18 protein-coding genes and 1 pseudogene are annotated in these 17,640 nt (G+C 70.1%); 4 read left to right on the top strand and 15 right to left on the bottom strand.

Translation table 11 applies throughout. The features are described from left to right. Positions 1–37: 37 nt before the first annotated feature. Entirely contained in the window at positions 38–1,630 is a 1,593-nt protein-coding gene (locus tag TthTMY_RS06610) for an aldehyde dehydrogenase family protein (RefSeq protein WP_223903106.1), read from the top strand. Between the two features lie 67 nt (positions 1,631–1,697). Here TthTMY_RS06610 and aroH read toward each other — a convergent pair whose 3' ends face one another. Next, complete coding sequence (gene aroH, locus TthTMY_RS06605; RefSeq protein WP_011172959.1) at positions 1,698–2,066, bottom strand: chorismate mutase; 369 nt, start codon at positions 2,064–2,066, stop codon at positions 1,698–1,700. Between the two features lie 69 nt (positions 2,067–2,135). On the opposite strand from aroH, the gene TthTMY_RS06600 reads away from it, so the two are divergent. Beyond that, complete coding sequence (locus tag TthTMY_RS06600; RefSeq protein ID WP_172844692.1) at positions 2,136–2,801, top strand: PIG-L deacetylase family protein; 666 nt, start codon at positions 2,136–2,138, stop codon at positions 2,799–2,801. Positions 2,802–2,856: 55 nt separating this feature from the next. Here the strand turns inward: TthTMY_RS06600 and TthTMY_RS06595 are convergent. From TthTMY_RS06595 to TthTMY_RS06565, 7 genes and pseudogenes are all read right to left on the bottom strand, one after another. After that, positions 2,857–3,969, bottom strand: a pseudogene (locus tag TthTMY_RS06595) (chloride channel protein); the annotation flags it as partial. Next, positions 3,969–5,078: an amidohydrolase family protein gene (locus TthTMY_RS06590; RefSeq protein WP_223903105.1), complete on the bottom strand. Its 1,110-nt coding sequence runs from the start codon at positions 5,076–5,078 to the stop codon at positions 3,969–3,971. The pseudogene TthTMY_RS06595 and the gene TthTMY_RS06590, both read right to left, overlap by 1 nt. Further along, on the bottom strand, positions 5,059–5,841 hold the full coding sequence (locus TthTMY_RS06585; RefSeq protein WP_096412939.1) for a GNAT family N-acetyltransferase: 783 nt from the start codon (positions 5,839–5,841) through the stop codon (positions 5,059–5,061). The genes TthTMY_RS06590 and TthTMY_RS06585 overlap by 20 nt, the downstream gene beginning before the upstream one ends. Then, complete coding sequence (menC, locus tag TthTMY_RS06580) at positions 5,814–6,923, bottom strand: o-succinylbenzoate synthase (protein WP_096410705.1); 1,110 nt, start codon at positions 6,921–6,923, stop codon at positions 5,814–5,816. The genes TthTMY_RS06585 and menC overlap by 28 nt, the downstream gene beginning before the upstream one ends. Then, complete coding sequence (serS, locus tag TthTMY_RS06575; protein ID WP_223903104.1) at positions 6,914–8,179, bottom strand: serine--tRNA ligase; 1,266 nt, start codon at positions 8,177–8,179, stop codon at positions 6,914–6,916. The genes menC and serS overlap by 10 nt, the downstream gene beginning before the upstream one ends. A gap of 2 nt (positions 8,180–8,181) precedes the next feature. Further along, positions 8,182–8,451, bottom strand: coding sequence for an Asp-tRNA(Asn)/Glu-tRNA(Gln) amidotransferase subunit GatC (gatC, locus tag TthTMY_RS06570; protein ID WP_172844623.1), 270 nt, complete (start codon positions 8,449–8,451; stop codon positions 8,182–8,184). Between the two features lie 10 nt (positions 8,452–8,461). Then, positions 8,462–9,205, bottom strand: coding sequence for a DUF554 domain-containing protein (locus TthTMY_RS06565; protein WP_014629705.1), 744 nt, complete (start codon positions 9,203–9,205; stop codon positions 8,462–8,464). Positions 9,206–9,226: 21 nt separating this feature from the next. On the opposite strand from TthTMY_RS06565, the gene mnmD reads away from it, so the two are divergent. Further along, positions 9,227–9,880 (top strand): tRNA (5-methylaminomethyl-2-thiouridine)(34)-methyltransferase MnmD, encoded by a 654-nt coding sequence (mnmD, locus tag TthTMY_RS06560; protein WP_096410703.1) that lies wholly within the window; start codon positions 9,227–9,229, stop codon positions 9,878–9,880. Here the strand turns inward: mnmD and TthTMY_RS06555 are convergent. Both TthTMY_RS06555 and TthTMY_RS06550 read right to left on the bottom strand, forming a co-directional pair. Continuing rightward, positions 9,777–10,970, bottom strand: coding sequence for a polysaccharide deacetylase family protein (locus TthTMY_RS06555; RefSeq protein WP_096410702.1), 1,194 nt, complete (start codon positions 10,968–10,970; stop codon positions 9,777–9,779). The genes mnmD and TthTMY_RS06555 overlap by 104 nt on opposite strands. Continuing rightward, positions 10,970–12,142 (bottom strand): MFS transporter, encoded by a 1,173-nt coding sequence (locus tag TthTMY_RS06550; RefSeq protein WP_096410701.1) that lies wholly within the window; start codon positions 12,140–12,142, stop codon positions 10,970–10,972. The genes TthTMY_RS06555 and TthTMY_RS06550 overlap by 1 nt, the downstream gene beginning before the upstream one ends. A 14-nt stretch (positions 12,143–12,156) precedes the next feature. Here TthTMY_RS06550 and TthTMY_RS06545 point away from each other — a divergent pair, with 14 nt between their 5' ends. After that, positions 12,157–12,840: a glycosyltransferase gene (locus tag TthTMY_RS06545; protein WP_096410700.1), complete on the top strand. Its 684-nt coding sequence runs from the start codon at positions 12,157–12,159 to the stop codon at positions 12,838–12,840. Here the strand turns inward: TthTMY_RS06545 and TthTMY_RS06540 are convergent. From TthTMY_RS06540 to TthTMY_RS06520, 5 genes are read right to left on the bottom strand one after another with little or no spacing between them, the layout of a single operon-like run. Continuing rightward, positions 12,779–13,990 (bottom strand): glycosyltransferase family 4 protein, encoded by a 1,212-nt coding sequence (locus tag TthTMY_RS06540; RefSeq protein WP_096410699.1) that lies wholly within the window; start codon positions 13,988–13,990, stop codon positions 12,779–12,781. The two genes, TthTMY_RS06545 and TthTMY_RS06540, sit on opposite strands and share 62 nt — an antisense overlap. Positions 13,991–14,000: 10 nt before the next feature. Beyond that, on the bottom strand, positions 14,001–14,873 hold the full coding sequence (locus TthTMY_RS06535) for a glycosyltransferase family 2 protein (RefSeq protein ID WP_096410698.1): 873 nt from the start codon (positions 14,871–14,873) through the stop codon (positions 14,001–14,003). Next, complete coding sequence (glf, locus tag TthTMY_RS06530) at positions 14,866–15,984, bottom strand: UDP-galactopyranose mutase (protein ID WP_096410697.1); 1,119 nt, start codon at positions 15,982–15,984, stop codon at positions 14,866–14,868. Before glf ends, TthTMY_RS06535 begins: the two co-directional genes overlap by 8 nt. After that, positions 15,981–17,030, bottom strand: a complete 1,050-nt coding sequence (locus tag TthTMY_RS06525; protein WP_096410696.1) for a glycosyltransferase family 4 protein — start codon at positions 17,028–17,030, stop codon at positions 15,981–15,983. The genes glf and TthTMY_RS06525 overlap by 4 nt, the downstream gene beginning before the upstream one ends. Further along, positions 17,027–17,605, bottom strand: a complete 579-nt coding sequence (locus TthTMY_RS06520; protein WP_096410695.1) for a pyroglutamyl-peptidase I — start codon at positions 17,603–17,605, stop codon at positions 17,027–17,029. The genes TthTMY_RS06525 and TthTMY_RS06520 overlap by 4 nt, the downstream gene beginning before the upstream one ends. Positions 17,606–17,640 lie beyond the last annotated feature (35 nt).

Here is a 17,640-nt window from a genome sequence, read left to right as displayed (position 1 = left end):
CCTGTGGAGAAGGTAAAATCCTCTACGGAGGTCCCCGATGCGCAAAGTAGCAAGCAAGTACGGGAACACCTTGGAGTTCGGCCACCTTGTGGGCGGCGAGGAGGTCCTCGAGGGCCCCCTCCTGGAGCGCCGCAACCCCTCGGACCGGGAGGACGTGGTCGCCCGCTTCCCCGAGGCGGACAAGGACCTGGTGCGCAAGGCGGCCCTGAAGGCCCAGGAGGCCTTCGCCGAGTGGAGCCGGACCCCCGCCCCCATCCGGGGCCAGATCCTCTTCAACCTGGTGAAGATCCTGGAGCGGGAGAAGCCCACCCTCACCCGGCTCATGGTGCGGGAGGTGGGCAAGACCCCCAAGGAGGCGGCGGGGGACGTGCAGGAGGCCATAGACACCGCCCTCTTCTTCGCCTCGGAGGGGCGCAGGCTTTACGGCCAGACCGTCCCCAGCGAGATGCGGGACAAGGAGCTCTTCACCTTCCGCAGGCCCTTGGGCGTGGTGGGGATCATCACCGCCGGAAACTTCCCCATCGCCGTCCCCAGCTGGAAGCTCATCCCCGCCGTCCTCACGGGAAACGCCGTCGTGTGGAAGCCTTCCGAGGACGCCCCCACCCTCTCCTTCGTCTTCGCCAAGCTCTTTGAGGAGGCGGGCCTGCCCCCGGGCGTCCTCAACGTCGTCTTCGGCGGCGGGAAGGGCTCCACGGGCCAGTGGATGGTGGAGCTCATGGACGAGGGCCTCTTCCAGAAGTTCGCCTTCACCGGCTCCACCCAGGTGGGGCGCTGGATCGGGGAGGTGGCGGGGCGGAACCTCATAAGGCCCACCCTGGAGCTTGGGGGCAAGAATCCCTTGGTGGTCATGCGGGACGCCGACCTGGACCTCGCCGTGGAGGGGGCCTGGTGGAGCGCCTTCGCCACGGGAGGGCAGCGGTGCACCTCCGCGGGGAACATCCTGGTGGACGCCCCCATCTACGAGGAGTTCAAGCGCCGCTTCCTGGAGCGGGTGGAGGCCACCTTGGTGGGCAACCCCCTCCTCCACCCCGAGGTCACCTATGGGCCCTTCATCAACGAGCGTTTCTTCGCCCGCTGGCAGGAGCACTACCGGGTGGGGGAGGCGGAGGGGGCGAGGCTCCTCTTCGGCCGGGGTCGGATCACGCGGGAAAACCCCTACCCCCGCTTCCTGGGGGACCCGGAGGCCGGGCTTTACGGCTGGCCCACGGTCTGGGAGGTGAGGCCGGGGACGCGCCTCTTCACGGAAGAGGTCTTCGGGCCCACGATCAACCTCGTCAAGGTGGACGGGATTGAAGAGGCCATAGCGGTGGCCAACAGCACCCCCTACGGCCTTTCCAGCGCCATCTACACCAACCACCGCCACTGGGCCTACCTCTTCAAGGTGGGGATCCGGGCCGGCATGACCAGCATCAACAACGCCACCGTGGGCGCCGAGGCCCACCTCCCCTTCGGCGGGGTGAAGGCGAGCGGCAACGGGGGGAGGGAGTCGGGGATCTGGGTCTTGGAGGAGTACACCTACTGGCACGCGGTGAACGAGGAGTACTCGGGCCGCTTGCAGCTCGCCCAGATGGACACGGGCTACGTGAGCCCCAAGGCGCCTACGCCTTGGGGGGAGGTGTTGGGGCTTTAGGTGTCCGAAAAGGCCGGGGCCTCAGGGCGGCCCTGGCCGGGGTAGGGCGTGACGTGCGCCCGCTCGGCTACTGGGCGCTTTCCAGGTCGGGCCGGAGCCGCACCGCCTCCCTCAGGTAGACGTGGCGCACCCGGTCCTGGGGGGTGTCCGTGTTCCAGAGGGCGAGGACCCGGATCACCCGGGGGAGGCTTCCCGGCACCGGCACCTCCCGGGCGGAGAGGAGGGGGACCCGGTGCATGCCGATCTGCCGCGCGGCCTCGGCGGGGAAGGCGGAGGTGAGGTCCTCGGTGACGGTGAAGATGACGGCGGCGAGCTCCTCGTAGCTCTGGATGCCGTTCGCCTCCAGCATCTTCAGGAGGAGTTCCCGGGTGGCCTGGTGGATGGCCTCCGGGGTGTCCTCTTCCACGGTGATGGCGCCGCGGATGCCCCGGACCATGGTTACGGCCTATCCTAAGGGGTTTTGGGCCGAGGGGCAAGCCGGTGTAGACTGGCCTTCGTGAACCTCATGGCGGTCTTTGCCCATCCGGACGACGAGATCGGGGCGGCCGGCACCCTCGCCCTCCACGCCCAAAGGGGGGACCGGGTGATGCTCGTCTGGATGACCCGGGGGGAGCTTGCCAGCCAGTTCGGGGATGCGCCGGAGGAGGAGGTGGCCCGGGTGCGGGAAGGGCACGGGGCCCACGTGGCAGGGCTCCTCGGGGCCGAGCACCGCTTTTTGCCCTTCCGGGACACCTTCCTCACCGGTGGCCGGGAGGAGGCCCTGGCCCTGGCCCGGCTCATGGCCGAGTTCCGTCCGGACGCCGTGGTCACCTGGGACCCCATGGACGTCCACCCGGACCACCGGGCCACCCACCGGGCGGTGCTTTCCGCCCTGAAGCTCTGCCGCATCCCCAAGCTCGTGGGGGAGGCCCACAGGAAGCCCGTGCGCCTCTTCCACTACCCCCGGGAGGACCTCGCGCGGCCCTGGGTCTACGTGGACACCACCCCCACCCAGGAGGTGGCGGAGGCGGTCTTCAGCTTCTACCGGGAGTTCTACCGCTGGCCCTTCACCCTCGAGGACTTCCGGGCCCGGAGGCGGCTTCTGGGCCAGAGGGCGGGGGTGCGGTTTGCGGAGGCGTTTCAGACGGAGACGCCGCTTGCCCTTCCGGGCCTAAGCTTGGGGCTTCAGTGAGGGCGTAGCTCACGAAGACCGCGGGGAGGACGAGGGGCAGGAGGGCGTACCCGCCCCACTCCGCCGCGAGGACGAGGGCGGCGAAAGGGGCCCGGGCCACGCCCGCAAGCAGGGCGGCCCCGGAGGCCAGGGCCAGGGCCTCCGGCCCGGGGAGGGCCGTAGGGAGGGGGAGCTTGCCCACGAGGGCCCCCAGGAGCCCCCCGAGGACGAGGGCGGGGGTGAGGAGCCCCCCAAGGGCCCGGCTCCCCAGGGCCAGGACGAGGAGGAGCCCCTTGGCCAGGAGGAGGTAGAGGACCGCCTCGGGGAAGAGGAGGGGGGTTATGGCCAGGGCAAGCCAGCCCGTCCCCTGGCCTAGGGCCTCGGGGGCGAGGAGAAGGGCGAGGCCCAGGGCGAGGCCCAAAAGGCCGTGGCGCAAGGGGAGGGAGAGGCGGGAAGACCCCCGTTCCAAAAGCCCGGCCCCTTGGAGCCAGAGGGTGCCGAGAAGGGCGGCCCCGAGGCCGAGGCCAAAGCCCAGGGGCAGGGCGCTCCAGGAGGCCTCCGCCCGGACCGGGACCAAGGGAGCGTAGCCCAGGAAGGCCCCGTAGACGGTGAAGCCGGCGAGGGCCCCGAGGAGGGCGGGGGCCAGGGCCTGGGCCTCGAGGCGGAGCCCCCGGTAGCGCATCTCCGTGGCGAGGAGGGCCCCGGCCACGGGGGCGTGGAGGCTCGCCCCAAGCCCCGCCGCTAAGCCCGCGAAGGCCAGGACCCGACCGATGCGGGAAAACCGCTTCCCCAAGACCTCCCCCACCCACAGGCCCAGGCCGCCGAGAAGCCCCTCCCGGCCCAGAGGGGAGTAGGCCCCGAGCTGGACCAGGGCGGCGAGGTAGGCCCGGGCCCGGGGAAAGGCCCCGGGAAGGCTGGCCAGCCAGCCGGAAAGGGCGAAGAGGGCGGGGAGAAGGAGGAGGGGGAGGAGGGGGGAGGGGGGGCCCGTGAAGGCCTGGCCGAGCCCGCCCTCCCCGGGGGGACCAGGGGGAAGGTACCCGAGGAGGCCGCCCACCTGCGCCTCCACCGCCTTTAGGGCCAGGCTGGCGAGGAGGGCCGCGCCGCCCGCGAACCCTCCCGTGAGGAGGCTGTAGAGGATGAGGGGACCGGTCTGGGCCTCGCCCTCCGCCGGGGGAGAAGGCCGCCGCATCACAGGAAGTGTACCAGAGAAAGGGGCGTCCCCCGGGTGAGCCTGGGCGTGGGGAGGCCCAAGGCCCGGTACCCTCCCCGGGTGAGGGCCCGCACCAGGAGGCGGGGCTCCGCCCGGCCCCAGAGGAAGCGGGCCTCGTTCTTCACGTCTAGGTCGGGGCTTGAGCCCCGGGAGTCCGTGCCCAGGGCGAGCTCCACCCCGTGCTTGGCGTAGAGGGCGAGGGGGGCCTCCCCCACCTCCAGGTTCGCGTTGGACCGCGGGCAGAGGACCACCTTGGTCCCCGTCTCGGCGAGGAGCCCCACCTCCTCCTCGTCCACCTGGACCCCGTGGACGAGGAGGGTGGTGGGCCCCAGGACCCCGAGGGCGTGGAGGTGGCGGACGGGGGTCGTGCCCGGGGGGGTCCAGGGGGTCTTGGCGAAGCGGCCGTACACCTCCCGCAAGGGGCCCTCCCCCCGGACGAGGAAGGCCACCTCCTCGGGGCTTTCCGCCGCGTGGACCATGAGGGGGATCCCCTCGGCCTTAGCCCACTCCGCAAGCCGCTTGAGGAGGGGGGGGCTCACGGAGTAGGGGGCGTGGGGGGAAAGCCCCACCTTCACCTTGCCCTCCCGCCTCCGCCAGGCCTCCACCTTCCGCCGCACCGCCCTAAAGACCTCCTCCGCCAGGGAGGGCTCCGGGGCGAAGACCTCGTAGAAGGCCACCCCGGGGAGGGGGCTTTCCCCGAGGAGAAAGTCCATCCCCTCGTCCTTGAAGACGATGTCGGCGAAGGCTCCCGCCCCGGAGGCCAGAAGCTCCTCCAGGCCCCGCTTCGTCCCTTCCAGCCCCCGCCGTTCCCGGTGGGCCACCACGTGGCGCAGGAAGCCCGCGAAGGGCCCCCGGTAGAGGGGGAGGAGGGAGAGGTCCAGGTGGGTGTGGGCGTTCACCGGGGGCGGGAGGAGGGCAAGGCCCTTGTGGACCACCTCCGCTTCGGGAAAGCGGGCCCTTAGCTCCTCCAGGCTTCCCTGGCCCACCACGAACCCGCCCTGCACCGCCAAGGCCCCCCGGAGCATGGGGGTGCCGAAGCCGGTGTAGACCACCTCGGCGGTCCAGAGCTCAGTCCTTAGCCAGGACATACCGGTTGGGGTGGCGGAGGAAGTCCACCAGGCGGTAGCCCCGGGCGAAGTAGTGGGGGAGGACCAGGCGGCTGTGCTCCCGCCACGTTAGGGCCAAAGCGGGGTCTTCCCGGAGGATCCTCCCCCAGTCCTCGGGGATCTGGAAGAGGAGCCTCTCGCCCTCGAGGTCAAGCCTCGCCTCCAGGGGCACCTCCCCCTCCACCCGGTTCACCTGGGGGAGGCCCGCCACCTCGGGCTCGGGCGGGGGGGCGTAGATGCGGGCGTAGACCCTTTCCGAGAGGAGGTCCCACTCGGCGAGGAGCCGGTCCGAGGGGGCCCCGGCGTTGATGCCCGACATGGGGCCGTAGTGGTCGGGGAGGTAGGTCCTGGCCGTGGCCCCGAGCTTCCTCAGGTTGAAGTTGGCGTTCGCTCCCCGCATGGGGTCAAAGGTCCAGACCACCTTCCGAATGCCCCGGGCGAGGCACCAGTCCCTTTGGAAGCGCTTGAGGAGGAGGGCCGCCCCCGTGCCCCTGTAGGCCTCCAGAACGCCCAGCATGTGGGAGTGGTGGAGGGCGGGGTCTTTTGTGGGGAAGCCGAAGACGAAGCCCACCATCCTCCCCTCGGCGAAGGCCCCGGCCACAAGCCCCCCCTCGTCCTGGACGGCGATGAGGAGGCCCCGCGGCACCAGGTCGCTTTCCGCGCGCCCCCAGACCTCCCGCTGGAGGGCCACCACCTCTTCCATCTCTTCCCAGCCCCTCAGCTCGCGGACATGTACCTCTGCCATAGCGTGACCCGCTCCACGAAGGCAAGCTTCAGGTGGACCCCGAGGCCTACCCCCTCCGGCACGGGCATGAGGCCGTCCTTGGCCTCGAGGGCCTCCTCTATGAGGTCCTCCTCCCAGTAGCGGCTCGCCGAGCTCACGTCCCCGGGCTTGGTGAAGCCGGGAAGGGTCGCCAGGTGGAGGTTGTGGGCCCTCCCCACCCCCGCCTCCAGCATCCCCCCCATCCAGAGGGGGATCCCGGCGCTTTGGGCCAGGGCGTGCACCCGGAGGCTCTCCCCGTGGCCGCCGAGGCGGGCGGGCTTAATGTTGAAGACCCGGCCCGCCCCAAGCTCAATGGCCTTCCTCGCCTTCTCCGCCCCCGTGAGGCTCTCGTCCAGGCAGATGGGGGTGGCAAGCTCCCGCTGGAGCTTGGCGTGGTCCAGGAGGTCGTCGTAGGCCAGGGGCTGCTCTAGGTAGTCCAGCCGAAGCTCGTCCAGGCGCCTAAGCCGGGGGAGGTCGGCGAGGCGATAGGCGCTGTTGGCGTCGGCGGTGAGGGTGGCCTCGGGGAAGGCCTCTCGCACCGCCTTCAGGACCTCGTAGTCCCAGCCCGGCTTGATCTTGAGCTTGATGCGGCGGTAGCCCTCCTCAAGGTGCTTCTCCACCGCCCTTAGCGTGTCCTCCACCGTGGGCTGGATGCCCAGGGAGACCCCCACCTCCACCGCCTGCCGCACCCCGCCCAGGACCTGCCAAAGCGGCCTCCCTAGGGCCTTGGCCCAGAGGTCAAAGAAGGCCATCTCCAAGACCGCCTTGGCCATGGGGTTGCCCCGGAAGGGCATAAGGGCCTCCCTCAGGGCCTCGGGGTTGGGGAGGTCCCGCCCCAGGACCCGGGGCAGGAAGACCTCTTCCAGGAGGTACCTGGCCCCCGCCACCGTCTCCTCCCGGTAGAGGGGAAGGCGCTCCATCACCCCTTCCCCCAGGCCCTCCAGGCCCTCCCCGAAGAGCCTCAGGAGGAGGATGGTCCTCTTGGTCTGCACCCCGAAGCTCGTCTCAAAGCGGAACTTTAGGGGAAGCTCCAAAATCCTGAGCTCTGCCGCCTCTATCCGCACGGTTCCAGCACCTCCTTGCCCACGTAGGGGACGAGGGCCTTGGGGACCCGCACCCGGCCGTCTTGGAGCTGGTGGTTTTCCAGGAGCATGGCCAGGATGCGGGGGGTGGCGAGGGCGGTGTTGTTCAGGGTGTAGGCGTACCGGACTCGGCCTTCGGGGTCGCGGTAGCGGAGGTTCGCCCGCCGGGCCTGCCAGTCCAGAAGGGCCGAGCAGGAGTGGGTTTCCCGGTAGCGCCCCTCCGAGGGCAGGTAGACCTCGAGGTCCACCTGCCGCCACTTCCCCGGGCCCATGTCCCCCGTGGCCACCTCCACCAGGCGGTAGGGGAGCTCTAGTAGCCTCAGGATCTCCTCGGCGTTTTGGAGGAGTTCCTGGAAGGCCTGGTCGGAGGCCTCGAGGCTGGCCTCGGTGAGGACGTACTGCTCCACCTTGTGGAACTGGTGGACCCGCATGAGCCCCCGCACGTCCTTGCCGAAGCTTCCCGCCTCGGAGCGGAAGGCGGGGGCGTAGCCCGCGTAGCGCAAAGGAAGGGCCTCGTAGGGGAGGATCTCCCCCGAGTGGAGGGCGTTTAGGACCACCTCGGCGGTGCCCGTGAGGTAGAGGTCGGTTTCGGCGATGGCCCAGACCTGGTCGCGGTAAGCGGGGAAGTGGCCGGTGCCCACGAAGGCCTTCTCCCGGGCGTAGGAGGGAAGGGTCATGGGGAGGAAGCCCCGCTTTGCCATGAAGTCCATGGCGAAGCGGAGGAGGGCGAGCTCGTAAAGGGCGAGGTCCCCTTTGAGGGCGTAGGAGCGGCTTCCCGAGACCTGGCTGATCCTGGGCTCCCACCAGCCGTTTTTCTCCATGAGGGCCACGTGGTCCAAAGGAGGGAAGGAAAACTCCGGCGGGGCCCCCACCCGCTTGATCTCCCGGTTCGCCTCCTCCCCCCCCACGGGCGCCCCGGGCCAGGGGGGAAGGGGGACCTGGAGGAGGAGGGCCTCAAGCCGCGCCTCCTTCTCCCTCAAGGCCTCCTCCAGCCGCTTCGCCTCCTCCCCCAGGGCCTTGCCCCGGGCGACGAGGGCCTCCTTCGCCTCCGGGGGGGCCTTGGGGACCTCCTTGGCCACCCGGTTGCGCTCGGTCTGGACCTCCTGGAGGCGCCCTTTCAGCTCCTGGACCTCCCGGTCCAGGGCGAGGAGGGCCTCGAGGTCCAGCGCCACCCCCTTTAGGCGGATGGCCTCCCGGTAGACCTCGGGGTTTTGCCGAAGGGCTTTGGGGTCCACCATGGCTACTCCAGAACCGGGGGCACCCGGAAGAAGCCGTCCTCCGCCTCGGGGGCCAGGGCCAGGGCCTCGGCCTGGGGCAGGGAGGGCCTGGGCTCGTCCTCCCTCAGGCGGCCTAGGGCCTCCTCCTCCCTTTCCGCCTCCACCCGGGGCAGGGCGTCCACGAAGTCCAGGATCCGCTTGAGGTCCTGCAAAAGCAGGGCTTCTTCCTCGGGGGATAGGCGGATTTTGGCCAGGGTTTCCAGCTTGCGGAGAAGCTCGGGAGACAGCTCCATACCGGGCATTTTAGCCGAGCCGGTCCGCGAGGGCCCAGACCAAGGGGGCGAGGAGCAGGGCGGGGAGGAAGGAGGCCACCCGCACCCGGGTGAGGCCTAAGAGGTTGATGCCGATGCCCAGGATCATGAGCCCACCCACCCCGGTCACGAGGAGGACCCGGGGGTCTTGCGCGGGGTCGGGAAGGGCCTGGCTCAAGGTGCCCGCTAGGAGGGCCACGCCCCCCTGGTAGAGGAGGATGACCAAGACGCTGAACCCCACCCCCACGCCGAAGGAGCTGGTGAGGGCGATGGCGGAGAGGCCGTCCAGGGTGGCCTTGAGGAGGAGGAGGCTCGGGTCGCCCACGAGGCCGTTTTGGATGGCCCCGAGGAGGGTCATGGGCCCCACGCAGAAGAGGAGGCTCGCCGCCACGAAGCCCTCGGTGAAGCTTCCCCCGCCCCGCACCGCCCGCTTGATCCTCTCCCCGAGGCCCTCGAGGCCCTCCTCCAGCCGGGCCCACTCCCCCAAAAGCCCCCCCAGGACCAAGGCGACGAGCCCCAGGACCACCCCGTCCACCGCCCCCCCCTTGGCCTTTCCCAGGGCCTGGGCCATGGAGAGGCCGATGAAGAGGGTGGTGAGCCCCACCCCTTGCACCATGATCCGGGCCATCCTTTCGGGAAGCCTTCCCCTTAGGACCAGGCCGAGCCCCGTGCCCAGGGCCACGGTGGCGGCGTTCGCCAGGGTCCCCGAGAGCTTCTCCAGAAGGGTGAGCTCCATGGCGGCTATTCTAGCCAAAGGATGGAGCTTCGCCTCACCCAAGACGGCACCCCCACCCTCTTCCACCCCGGGTACGGGGAGGCCTACCACCCGCGGCAGGGGGCCCTCCTCCAGGCGCGTAGGCTCTACCTGGAGAAGACCCTCACCCACCTCCACCCCGCCCCCAGGGTTTTGGAGGTGGGCTTCGGGCTTGGGGTGAACTTCCGGGTGGCCCTGGAAAGCGCCCTATTGCGGGGGGTGCGGCTTTCCTACCTGGCGGTGGAGCGGGAGCCCTTGCCCAGGGAGGCCCTGGCGCAAATCCCTCTCCCTTTGCCCCGGGCGGAAGCGGTCTTCGCCGACCTCCTCAGGGCCTGGCCCACCTCTTGCTTCCAGGGGCCTTGGGGGGAGCTATGGCTCCTCTTCGCCGATGTCCGGGAGGTGGCCCTACCCGTCCGCTGGGCCACGGCGGTCTACCTGGACCCCTTCAGCCCCAGGGCCAACCCCGAGGCCTGGTCCCTCCCCGTCCTCCTCAAGCTCCGGAAGAGCCTGAAGCGGGGCGGGAGGCTCGCCACCTACTCCGCCCAGGGGGCCTTCAGGCGGGCCCTTCGGGAGGCGGGGTTTGCCGTGCACCGGGTCCCTGGGGTGGGGAAGCGGGAGTGGACGGTGGGTATCGCGCGAGGAGCTCCTCCCGGCTGAGGTAGGCCATCCGGGCCGGGGGCCTTTTCCGCTTGGGGAGCTCCCCCCGGTAGAGCCAGAGGAACCAGGCGCTGGCGAGGCCCGCCACGAGCCTTGGCCAGAAGGGGAGGTCTTGGGTCTTGAGGCCCAGGATCCTTCCCCCGTCCGCCAGGTAGGTGTACCCGTAGACGAGGCGCACCTCGGGGTCTTCGGCCACCTTCTCCGCCACCTTCGCCAGGCTTCGCCGCAGGTGGCGGACCGCCTCAAAGGGGGCAAGCTCCATCACCCGCTGGCTTTCCAGGTGGAGCTCAAAGGCGGGGACGCCCGGGGGAAGCCCGGGGAGGGCGGGGCCGGGGAAGGGCTTTTTCTCCAGGCGGAAAAGGTCAAAGGGGCCAAGCCCCGCCCGCACCACCCGGTGCCTCCGGTTGTACCGCTCCTCAAACCCCTGGAGGCCCCGGATGAGGGCGAGCCTCGGGGTGAGGGGCAAGGGGGCGAGGTCGTCCAGGGTGGTGGGCCGGTACCCCAGGCGGAGCATCTCCGGGAGGGCCCGCTCCAGGAGCCTCAGGGTGCGCTCCGGCCCGTCGTGGAGGAGGACGATGGACCCGGGGCGCAGGTAAAAGAGAAGCCTTTCGGCGAGCTCCTCGGGGGGCAGGGGAAGCCAGTCCTTGCTTTCTAGGTCCCAAAGGGCCACCCGCTTCCCCAAAAGCCGGGCGAAGAGGCGGGTGAAGGGGGTGTGGAGGCCGTGGGGAGGGCGGTAGTAGCGCCCGGGGTTTTGGGCCATGTGCCGCCACTCCAGCCAGGGGAGGAGGAGCCAAAGGGGGCGGTGCCCCTCCCCGTGGTCCTCCACCTGGTGGCCTTCCCGCCTAATGGCCTCCACCAGGTCCGGCCTGGCCCGGGCCTTCTCCCCGGTGAGGAAGAAGGTGGCCTTGACCCCGTGCCGGGCGAGGAGGGCGAGGAGGGCTTCCGTCCTTTCCGAGGGGCCGTCGTCAAAGGTGAGGGCCACCTTGGGCTCCCGCCGGCTTCCGTGGGCGTAGGCCCCCACCCCGAGGAAGCGGAAGAGGAGGTCGGAGAGGCCGAAGAGGAGGAGAACGGCGCCGAAAAGCTCCACCATCACCGCCTCCAAAGCCCGCGCACACGGAAGAGGAGGAGGTAGAAGAGGCTGAGGGCCAGGAAGATGCCCGAGCCCGCGAGGAAGGGCGCCCGGAGGCCGAAGGCCTCCCACAAGAGCCCGCCCGCCACCGGGCCCAGGGCGAGGCCGAGCCCCTCCACGGTCATGAGGCTACCCCAGATGGCGGCCCGGTTCTCCTGGGGCAGGTTCTTGGCGAGAAGCCCGTTCCACCCGGGGAGGAAGAGGCTGAACCCGAGGCCCCCGAGGAGGGCGGCGGCGGGAAGCTCGTAGGGGTGGGGCCCGGTGCCGAGCCGGGCCATGACCAAGGCGAGAAGGAAAAGCCCGAGGACGAGGGCGGGCTGGTAGCCCCTCCGGTCCACCAGGCGGCCCGTGAAGGGGAGGAGGAGGAAGGCCGCCCCGCCCCCCAGGACGAGGAGGCCCCCCAGGGCCAGGGGCTCGAGGCCGAGCTCTTCCTTGGCGAAGCGCAGGAGGAAGAGGGAGACCAGAGCCGGGGCGAAGGTCTGGCCGAAGGCCGCGGGCACGAAAAGGAGGAGGCGGTAAAGGGGGTAGCGCTCCCTGGAGGGGGGCGGGACGGGGATGCGGAAGCGCACCAGGCTTAAGGCCACGAGGAGGGCGAGCCCCTGGGCGGCGAGGAGGAGGTGGAGGGCCTGGAGGGGGTGCCTTTGGGCCACCTGGCCCACCCCCACGAGGCCGAGCCCCACCCAGGGCATCGCCAGGCTCAGGGTGAAGGCCAGGGCCCGGGCGTCCATCCCGGGGCGGGCGATGCGGCTCGCCAAGGTCATGAGGCCGGGGTAGAGGGAGGAGAAGGTGAGGCCCCATAGGGCCCCGAGGGTCCAGAGGATCCAGGCCGAGTCCGCCCTTGGGGTGAGGAGGAGGGCGAGGAGGCCCGCGGCGGCGGCCAGGGTCACCGTGAGGCCGTAGCCGAGCCGCTCCGCCAGGAGCCCCCCTGCGGCCTTGGAGAGGTTCTCCGCGAGCTGGTGCAGGGTAAAGGCCAGGGTGAAGGCGGCGGGCCCCAGCCCCAGGTGCTCCGGGGCGTAAAAGGGGAGCAGGCCGGCGAAGTAGCTGCTCCGCACCCCCTCCAGGAGGCCCACCACGAGGACGAGGCGGAGAAGGGCGGAAAGCCCTTCCCGCCGCCACGGGAGGAAGCGAAACACGCTAGAGTATACCCGTGCGCGTCAGCGTGGTGATTCCCGCCCACAACGAGGAGGCCTACCTGCCCGGCGCCTTAAAGGCGGTCTTCGCCCAGACCCTTCCCCCCTTTGAGGTCATCGTGGTGGACAACGCCTCCACCGACCGCACCCGGGAGGTGGCCGAGGCCTTGGGGGCGCGGGTGGTCTTCTGCGGGAGGAAAGGGGTGGCCTACGCCCGCCAAGCGGGGCTTTTGGCGGCGCGGGGGGAGTGGGTGGCCATGACCGACGCCGACTCCCTGCCCACGCCCCGGTGGCTGGAAAGGCTCGCTCAAATGGCCCCGGGGGCGGTGGCCGTATACGGCCCCTTGCGCTTCTATGGGGTCTCCCCCTTGGAGGCCGCCTTCTCCGAGTGGGGCTACCGGGCCTTCCTGAGCCTCATGGCCCTCCTCGGGCGGCCCAACCTCGCCGGGGCCAACATGATGGTCCGGAAGGAGGCGGCCCTGAAGGTGGGGGGTTTCCCCGAGGTGGAGGCGAGGGAAGACGTCCTCTTGGGCTGGAGGCTCAAGGCCCTGGGCCCCGTGCGCTACGCGAGGGACGCCCTCGTCCTCACCTCCGCCCGCAGGCTCAAGGGGGGGTGGGGGCGGTTCCTCCTGAGGCAGGCTAGAAACCTCCTGGGCGATCCTCGAGGCTACTTCGGGGAAGCCGAGGGAAGGGAAAGATAAGCCTCCGGGGCTCGGCCCTCAGGATCTCATTCGCCTCGTCGTAAACGGCCACGATCTCTTCGGCGATGCGCTCCGCCGAGCGCTTTAGGGCGAAGGCCCGGGCCTGCAGGCTGAAGCGCCTCCGCTTCTCCTCGTCCCTCAGGAGCTCTAGGGCCTTTTCCGCCAGGGCCCGGAAGTCTCCTGGGGGGACCAGGTACCCGGTCTTGCCGTCTTCCACCCCCTCCAACACGCCTTCCGCCCCCACCGCCACCACCGGCACCCCCATGGCCTGGGCCTCCCAGACCACGAGCCCCTGGGTTTCCGTCTCGCTGGCGAAGAGGAAAAGCTCCGCCAGGCGGTAGTACCCCCCGATCTTCCTGTAGGGCACGGGCCCCAGGAAGAGGACCCGGTCGGCGATCCCGAGTTCCTTGGCGAGGGCCTCGAGGTGGGGAAGCTCGGGGCCTTCCCCGATGTGCACCAGGAAGACGTCCTCCTCCTTGGCGAGCTCCGCCACCGCCTTGAGGACCACGTCAAAGCTCTTCTCCTTCCCCAGCCGCCCCACGGTGACGAGGCGCCTCTTTCCCTCGGGCCAAGGGGAAGGGGAGGGAAGGGGGGCTTCTTCCAGGAGGCGGTTGTCTATGCCGGTGGGGATGACCCGGATGGGGCGCTCTATGCCGTAGCTTTCCGCCAGGCGCTTCACGGGCTCCGTGGGGGCGATGACCACCTCCACCCGGTTGTAGAAGGCCTTGGCCAGGCGGGGCACGATCCCCGTGTACTTGTCCAAAAAGGCGAGGCCCGGCACGTAGTGGGCGTACTTCTCGTAGTGGGTGTGGAAGGTGGAGACGTGGGGGAGGTTCTTGCTCCGGGCAAGCCGCAGGCCCCACACCCCGAGGGTGAGGGGGGTGTGGGTGTGGATGAGTTCCAACTCCGTGGGCAGGTACCGGGCCGAGGGGAGGGCGATCTGCTGCCCCTCGTAGAAGGGGTAGGCCACGGAGGGGACCCGCACCACCCCTTCCTCGTTCTCCGGGGCCTCGGGGTGGGCCGGGGCCAGGACCCAGGCCTCGTGGCCCATGCGCCGGAGTTCCCTCAGGAGGAGGTAGACGCTCGTGGTGACCCCGTTGGGGTTGGGGAAGTAGACGTCGGTGAAGAGCCCCACGCGGTAGAGGCGCATCCCCGGTATCTTAGCACGGGGACGTGGCAAGCCCGGCCCGGAGGGCCCGGCCGATTTCTTGTAGGCTTTTCCGGCTTGGGTGGAAGGCCAGGTAGGTGAGGAGGCCGAAAAAGAGCTGTAGGGCAAGGAAGGCCTTTCCCAGGGGTCCGAAGGCCGGGCTTCGGAGCACCCAGATCCGGTTCCGCACCCCGTAGAAGAGGCGGTTCTCCCCGGTGGTGGCGGAGATGTAGGGCTTGCTGGCGCTTTTGTGAATGACCTCGCTATCTCGCACCTGGAGGCCGAGTCCCCGGCGTAGGGCGCGGGCGGTGTACTCCAGGTCGTCCTCCCATATAAAGAAGGCCTTGTGGGGCAGGCCGTGTTCCTCCACCAGGCTCCGGTGCAGGAGGACCGAGGTGAAGAGGGCCCAGCGGATGGGCCTGTAGCGGGGCCTTAGGCGGAGCCAGAGGAAGGGGTGCCTCGGGTCCGTGGGGTTGACGAAGGCGGTGGTGGGGTGGGGGAGGCCGTTGGGCAGGAGCTGGCGGCTCGCCAGGATCCGGGGCCTCGGGTCCAGGGGAAGGCGTGCGGCTTCCAGCAGGGCCTCGAGGGCCTTAGCCCTGGGGATGGTGTCGTCGTCCATGAGCCACAGCCAGTCAAAGCCCTGCTCGTAGGCCCGCTTCATCCCCTCGTGGAACCCCCCGGCCCCGCCTTGGTTTTCGGGGAGGCGGAGGACCTCCACCTGGGGGAACTCTTCCTGGAGCATCTCCCTCGTGCCGTCGGTGGAGGCATTGTCCACCACCAGGACGTGGTCCGGGGGGCGGGTTTGGGAGAGGACGGCCTTGAGGCACTCGCGCAGGAGCGCCTTCCGGTTGTAGGTGACGATCACGGCGCAGACCTGTTCACCCATGGACGATCTCCTCAAAGAGCTTCAGGGCCCGGGCCACCGCCTGGTCCATGTTGTAGTAGCGGTAGTCGCCGAGCCTTCCTGCGAAGTAGACGCCCTTAAGCTTCTTGGCCTCCTCCAGGTAGAGCCGGTAGCGTTCCTCGTTCTCCTCCCTGGGGACGGGGTAGTAGGGCTCGTTTTTGCCCGGGGTGTAGGCCTCGGGGTACTCGTAGCAGAGGGTGGAGTGGGGGAGGTAGTCCTGGCCCGTGAGGTGCTTGAACTCCGTGACCCGGGTGTAGGGGTGCTCGTTGGGGTAGTTCACCGTGCCCACCTCCTGGGCCCAGGGGCCGGGGTGGAGTTCCATCCGGAAGCGGAGGGAGCGGTAGGGGAGGGGCCCGTGGAGGTAGCCGAAGAACTCGTCAATGGGCCCGGTGAAGATGAGGCGTGCAAACTTGACCTCCCCTTCCACCTCCTTCCAGTCGGTTTGGAGGAGGAGCTTGATGTTGGGGTGGGCGAGCATCCTGCGGAAGAGGGCGGTGTAGCCCTCCTTGGGCATGGCTTGGTAAGCGTCCTGGAAGTAGCGGGTGTCGTGGCTCACCAGGACGGGGACCCGAGCGGTCACGGAAGGGGAGAGTTCCTCGGGGCGCAGGCCCCACTGCTTGAGGGTGTAGCCCTCAAAGACGTTTTTGTAGACGTAGTCGGCGAGGAAGCGGAGGTCGGGGTCCTCTTCTTCCCGGAGGCGGAGGATGGGGACGCGGGCGCCGTAGCCGAAGCGGGAGACGAGCTTCTCCTCCAGGCGGTCGGCGAGCCTTGGGGAGAAGAGGGCGCGGAGGGTGGCGAGGCTGAAGGGGAGGGGGACCTCCTTGCCCTCCACCACGGCACGGACGCGGTGGTAGTAGGGGCGCCACTCGGTGAAGCGGGAGAGGTAGTCAAAGACCTTTTTGCTGTTGGTGTGGAAGATGTGGGGTCCGTAGCGGTGGACGAGGACCCCGTGGGGGTCCGTTTCGTCGTAGGCGTTGCCCCCGATGTGGTCCCTCCTGTCCACCACCAGAACCCGCTTGCCTGCGGCGGCGAGCCTTTCCGCCAGGGTGGCCCCGGTGAAGCCCGCGCCCACGATCAGGTAGTCCACCTTCATCCTTCCTCCCAAAGCCGCTTCAGGATCGCGGCGAGCCTTCGGGCGGCCTGGTCCAGGGTGTGGTTCGCTTCCACGAAGGCCCGCGCCCGCTTGCCCAGCTCCGGGCTTGCCTCCCGGAGGGCTTGGGCGAGCCTTGGGGGCCAGGGGGGGACGAGCCTGCCGGTGAGGCCGTCCTGGATGAGCTCCGCCTGGGCGGGGATGGGGGTGGTGACCACGGGGAGGCCGGAGGCCATGGCCTCGAGGGTGGCCAGGCTCTGGTTCTCCCCCAGGGTGGGGAGGAGGACGGCGTCCGCCGCCCGGTAGAGCTCCGGCATGTCCTCCCGCCGGCCTAGGAAGCGGACGTTCCCTAGCCGCAAAAGCCTCGCCGTCTTCTGCCAAAGGCCCAGAAGCTCCCCGGTCCCCACCAGGAGGAAGTCTACCTGGGGAAGGAGCCTCGCGGTGAGGAGGACGGCCAGGTGGTTCTTCTCTGGGCTCATGCGGGCGGGGACCAAAACGGCGGGGCGCTTTAGGCCGTAGCGTTCTTTAAGGGCTTCCTTCTCCCCGGGAAGGGGCGGCCGGAAGCGCTCCACGTCCACCCCGTTGGGCACGGCGTGCACGCCCTTTACCCCGTGTACCCGTTCAAGCCACCGGGCCGCCCAGCGGGAGACGGTGAGGACGGCCCGCGCCCGCCTGAGGTTGGGCACCTGGAGGAGGCGGTAGCCCAAGCGGTAGAGGTACCGCCCCCCCAGGGGGTAGAAGACCTCTATCTGGTCGTGGACGAGAAGGACGAGCCGCGGGTAGCGGGCGAAGAAGCGGCGGTAGCTTTGCGGGTACCAGGCGGAGGCCACCACGAGGTCCACCGCCTCGGGAAGCGCCTCCAGGTCCCGGTACGCGTGGACGGGGATCCCCGCCGCCTCCAGGGCCCGGCGCACCGGGAGGGTGCCCTCGGCCTCGGGGAGGGCGGCCTCGGGGGAGAGCCCCAGGGCCTTCACCCGGGGAAGCATCTCCCTGAGGTAGACCTCGCTTCCCCCGATGCGCCGGGCGTCGGAGAGGAAGAGGACCCTCACAGGTGCTCCAGGGCGAGGCGGACGGCCCGGGCCTGGACCTCCAGGGGCACGTAGGGCCTGGGCCGCTTGAGGGCCAGGGTCTCGTCGGGAGGAAGGTGGAGGAAGCCCACGGGGACTTCCTCGGGCAGGCGGTAGAGGGAGAGGTAGAAGGCCTGGTTGCAGAGGTAGCTCCCCGCGGAAAGGCTTGGCCTCCCGGGGATCCCCGCCTCCCGCCAGCGGGCGAGGACGGGCTTCACCGGGAAGCGGGCGGGAAGGGCCAGGGGGCCTCCAGGGACGATGGGGAGGTCCTCGAGGACCCGGCCCCGGTTGTCGGGGCGGGGGAAGTCCAAAAGGTTCACCGCGAGCCTTTCCAGGGTGAGGACGGGCCGGTCCTCCGCAAGACCCAGGTGGAGGACGGCCTTGGGCCCCTCCCGGTGGAGGCCCTCCAGGACCTCGCCCAGGGCCTCGGCGTCCACGGGGAGGACGGCCTTCCTGAGGGGCCTGCCGCCCACCTCGGAGGGGAGGAGGTCAAGGAGGGCCTGGGAGGGGTTGTGTTCCAGGCCGCCGAAGGGTTCAAAGCCGGTGACGAGGATCATGGGCCAGGGAGCATTATAGCCGGGGCTTGGACGCG

It is taken from the genome of Thermus thermophilus, from assembly GCF_019974155.1.
GTDB lineage: Bacteria > Deinococcota > Deinococci > Deinococcales > Thermaceae > Thermus > Thermus thermophilus_C.
The sequence above is the reverse complement of the archived record's forward strand: the minus strand, read 5'-3'. Positions and strand labels throughout refer to the sequence as shown.

Excerpts from the sequence above, each read along its gene's own strand:
- TthTMY_RS06565 (WP_014629705.1), bottom strand. The coding sequence starts at position 9,205 with ATGGAGCTCACCCTTCTGGAGAAGCTCTCGGGGACCCTGGCGAACGCC.
- glf (WP_096410697.1), bottom strand. The coding sequence starts at position 15,984 with ATGAAGGTGGACTACCTGATCGTGGGCGCGGGCTTCACCGGGGCCACC.
- aroH (WP_011172959.1), bottom strand. The coding sequence starts at position 2,066 with ATGGTCCGGGGCATCCGCGGCGCCATCACCGTGGAAGAGGACACCCCG.
- TthTMY_RS06540 (WP_096410699.1), bottom strand. The coding sequence starts at position 13,990 with ATGCGCCTCTACCGCGTGGGGCTCTTCACCGACGTCTACTTCCCCAAC.
- serS (WP_223903104.1), bottom strand. The coding sequence starts at position 8,179 with ATGGTGGACCCCAAAGCCCTTCGGCAAAACCCCGAGGTCTACCGGGAG.
- TthTMY_RS06555 (WP_096410702.1), bottom strand. The coding sequence starts at position 10,970 with ATGGTGGAGCTTTTCGGCGCCGTTCTCCTCCTCTTCGGCCTCTCCGAC.
- TthTMY_RS06535 (WP_096410698.1), bottom strand. The coding sequence starts at position 14,873 with ATGGGTGAACAGGTCTGCGCCGTGATCGTCACCTACAACCGGAAGGCG.
- TthTMY_RS06610 (WP_223903106.1), top strand. The coding sequence starts at position 38 with ATGCGCAAAGTAGCAAGCAAGTACGGGAACACCTTGGAGTTCGGCCAC.
- TthTMY_RS06520 (WP_096410695.1), bottom strand. The coding sequence starts at position 17,605 with ATGATCCTCGTCACCGGCTTTGAACCCTTCGGCGGCCTGGAACACAAC.
- TthTMY_RS06600 (WP_172844692.1), top strand. The coding sequence starts at position 2,136 with ATGGCGGTCTTTGCCCATCCGGACGACGAGATCGGGGCGGCCGGCACC.
- gatC (WP_172844623.1), bottom strand. The coding sequence starts at position 8,451 with ATGGAGCTGTCTCCCGAGCTTCTCCGCAAGCTGGAAACCCTGGCCAAA.
- TthTMY_RS06590 (WP_223903105.1), bottom strand. The coding sequence starts at position 5,078 with ATGTCCTGGCTAAGGACTGAGCTCTGGACCGCCGAGGTGGTCTACACC.
- mnmD (WP_096410703.1), top strand. The coding sequence starts at position 9,227 with ATGGAGCTTCGCCTCACCCAAGACGGCACCCCCACCCTCTTCCACCCC.
- TthTMY_RS06585 (WP_096412939.1), bottom strand. The coding sequence starts at position 5,841 with ATGGCAGAGGTACATGTCCGCGAGCTGAGGGGCTGGGAAGAGATGGAA.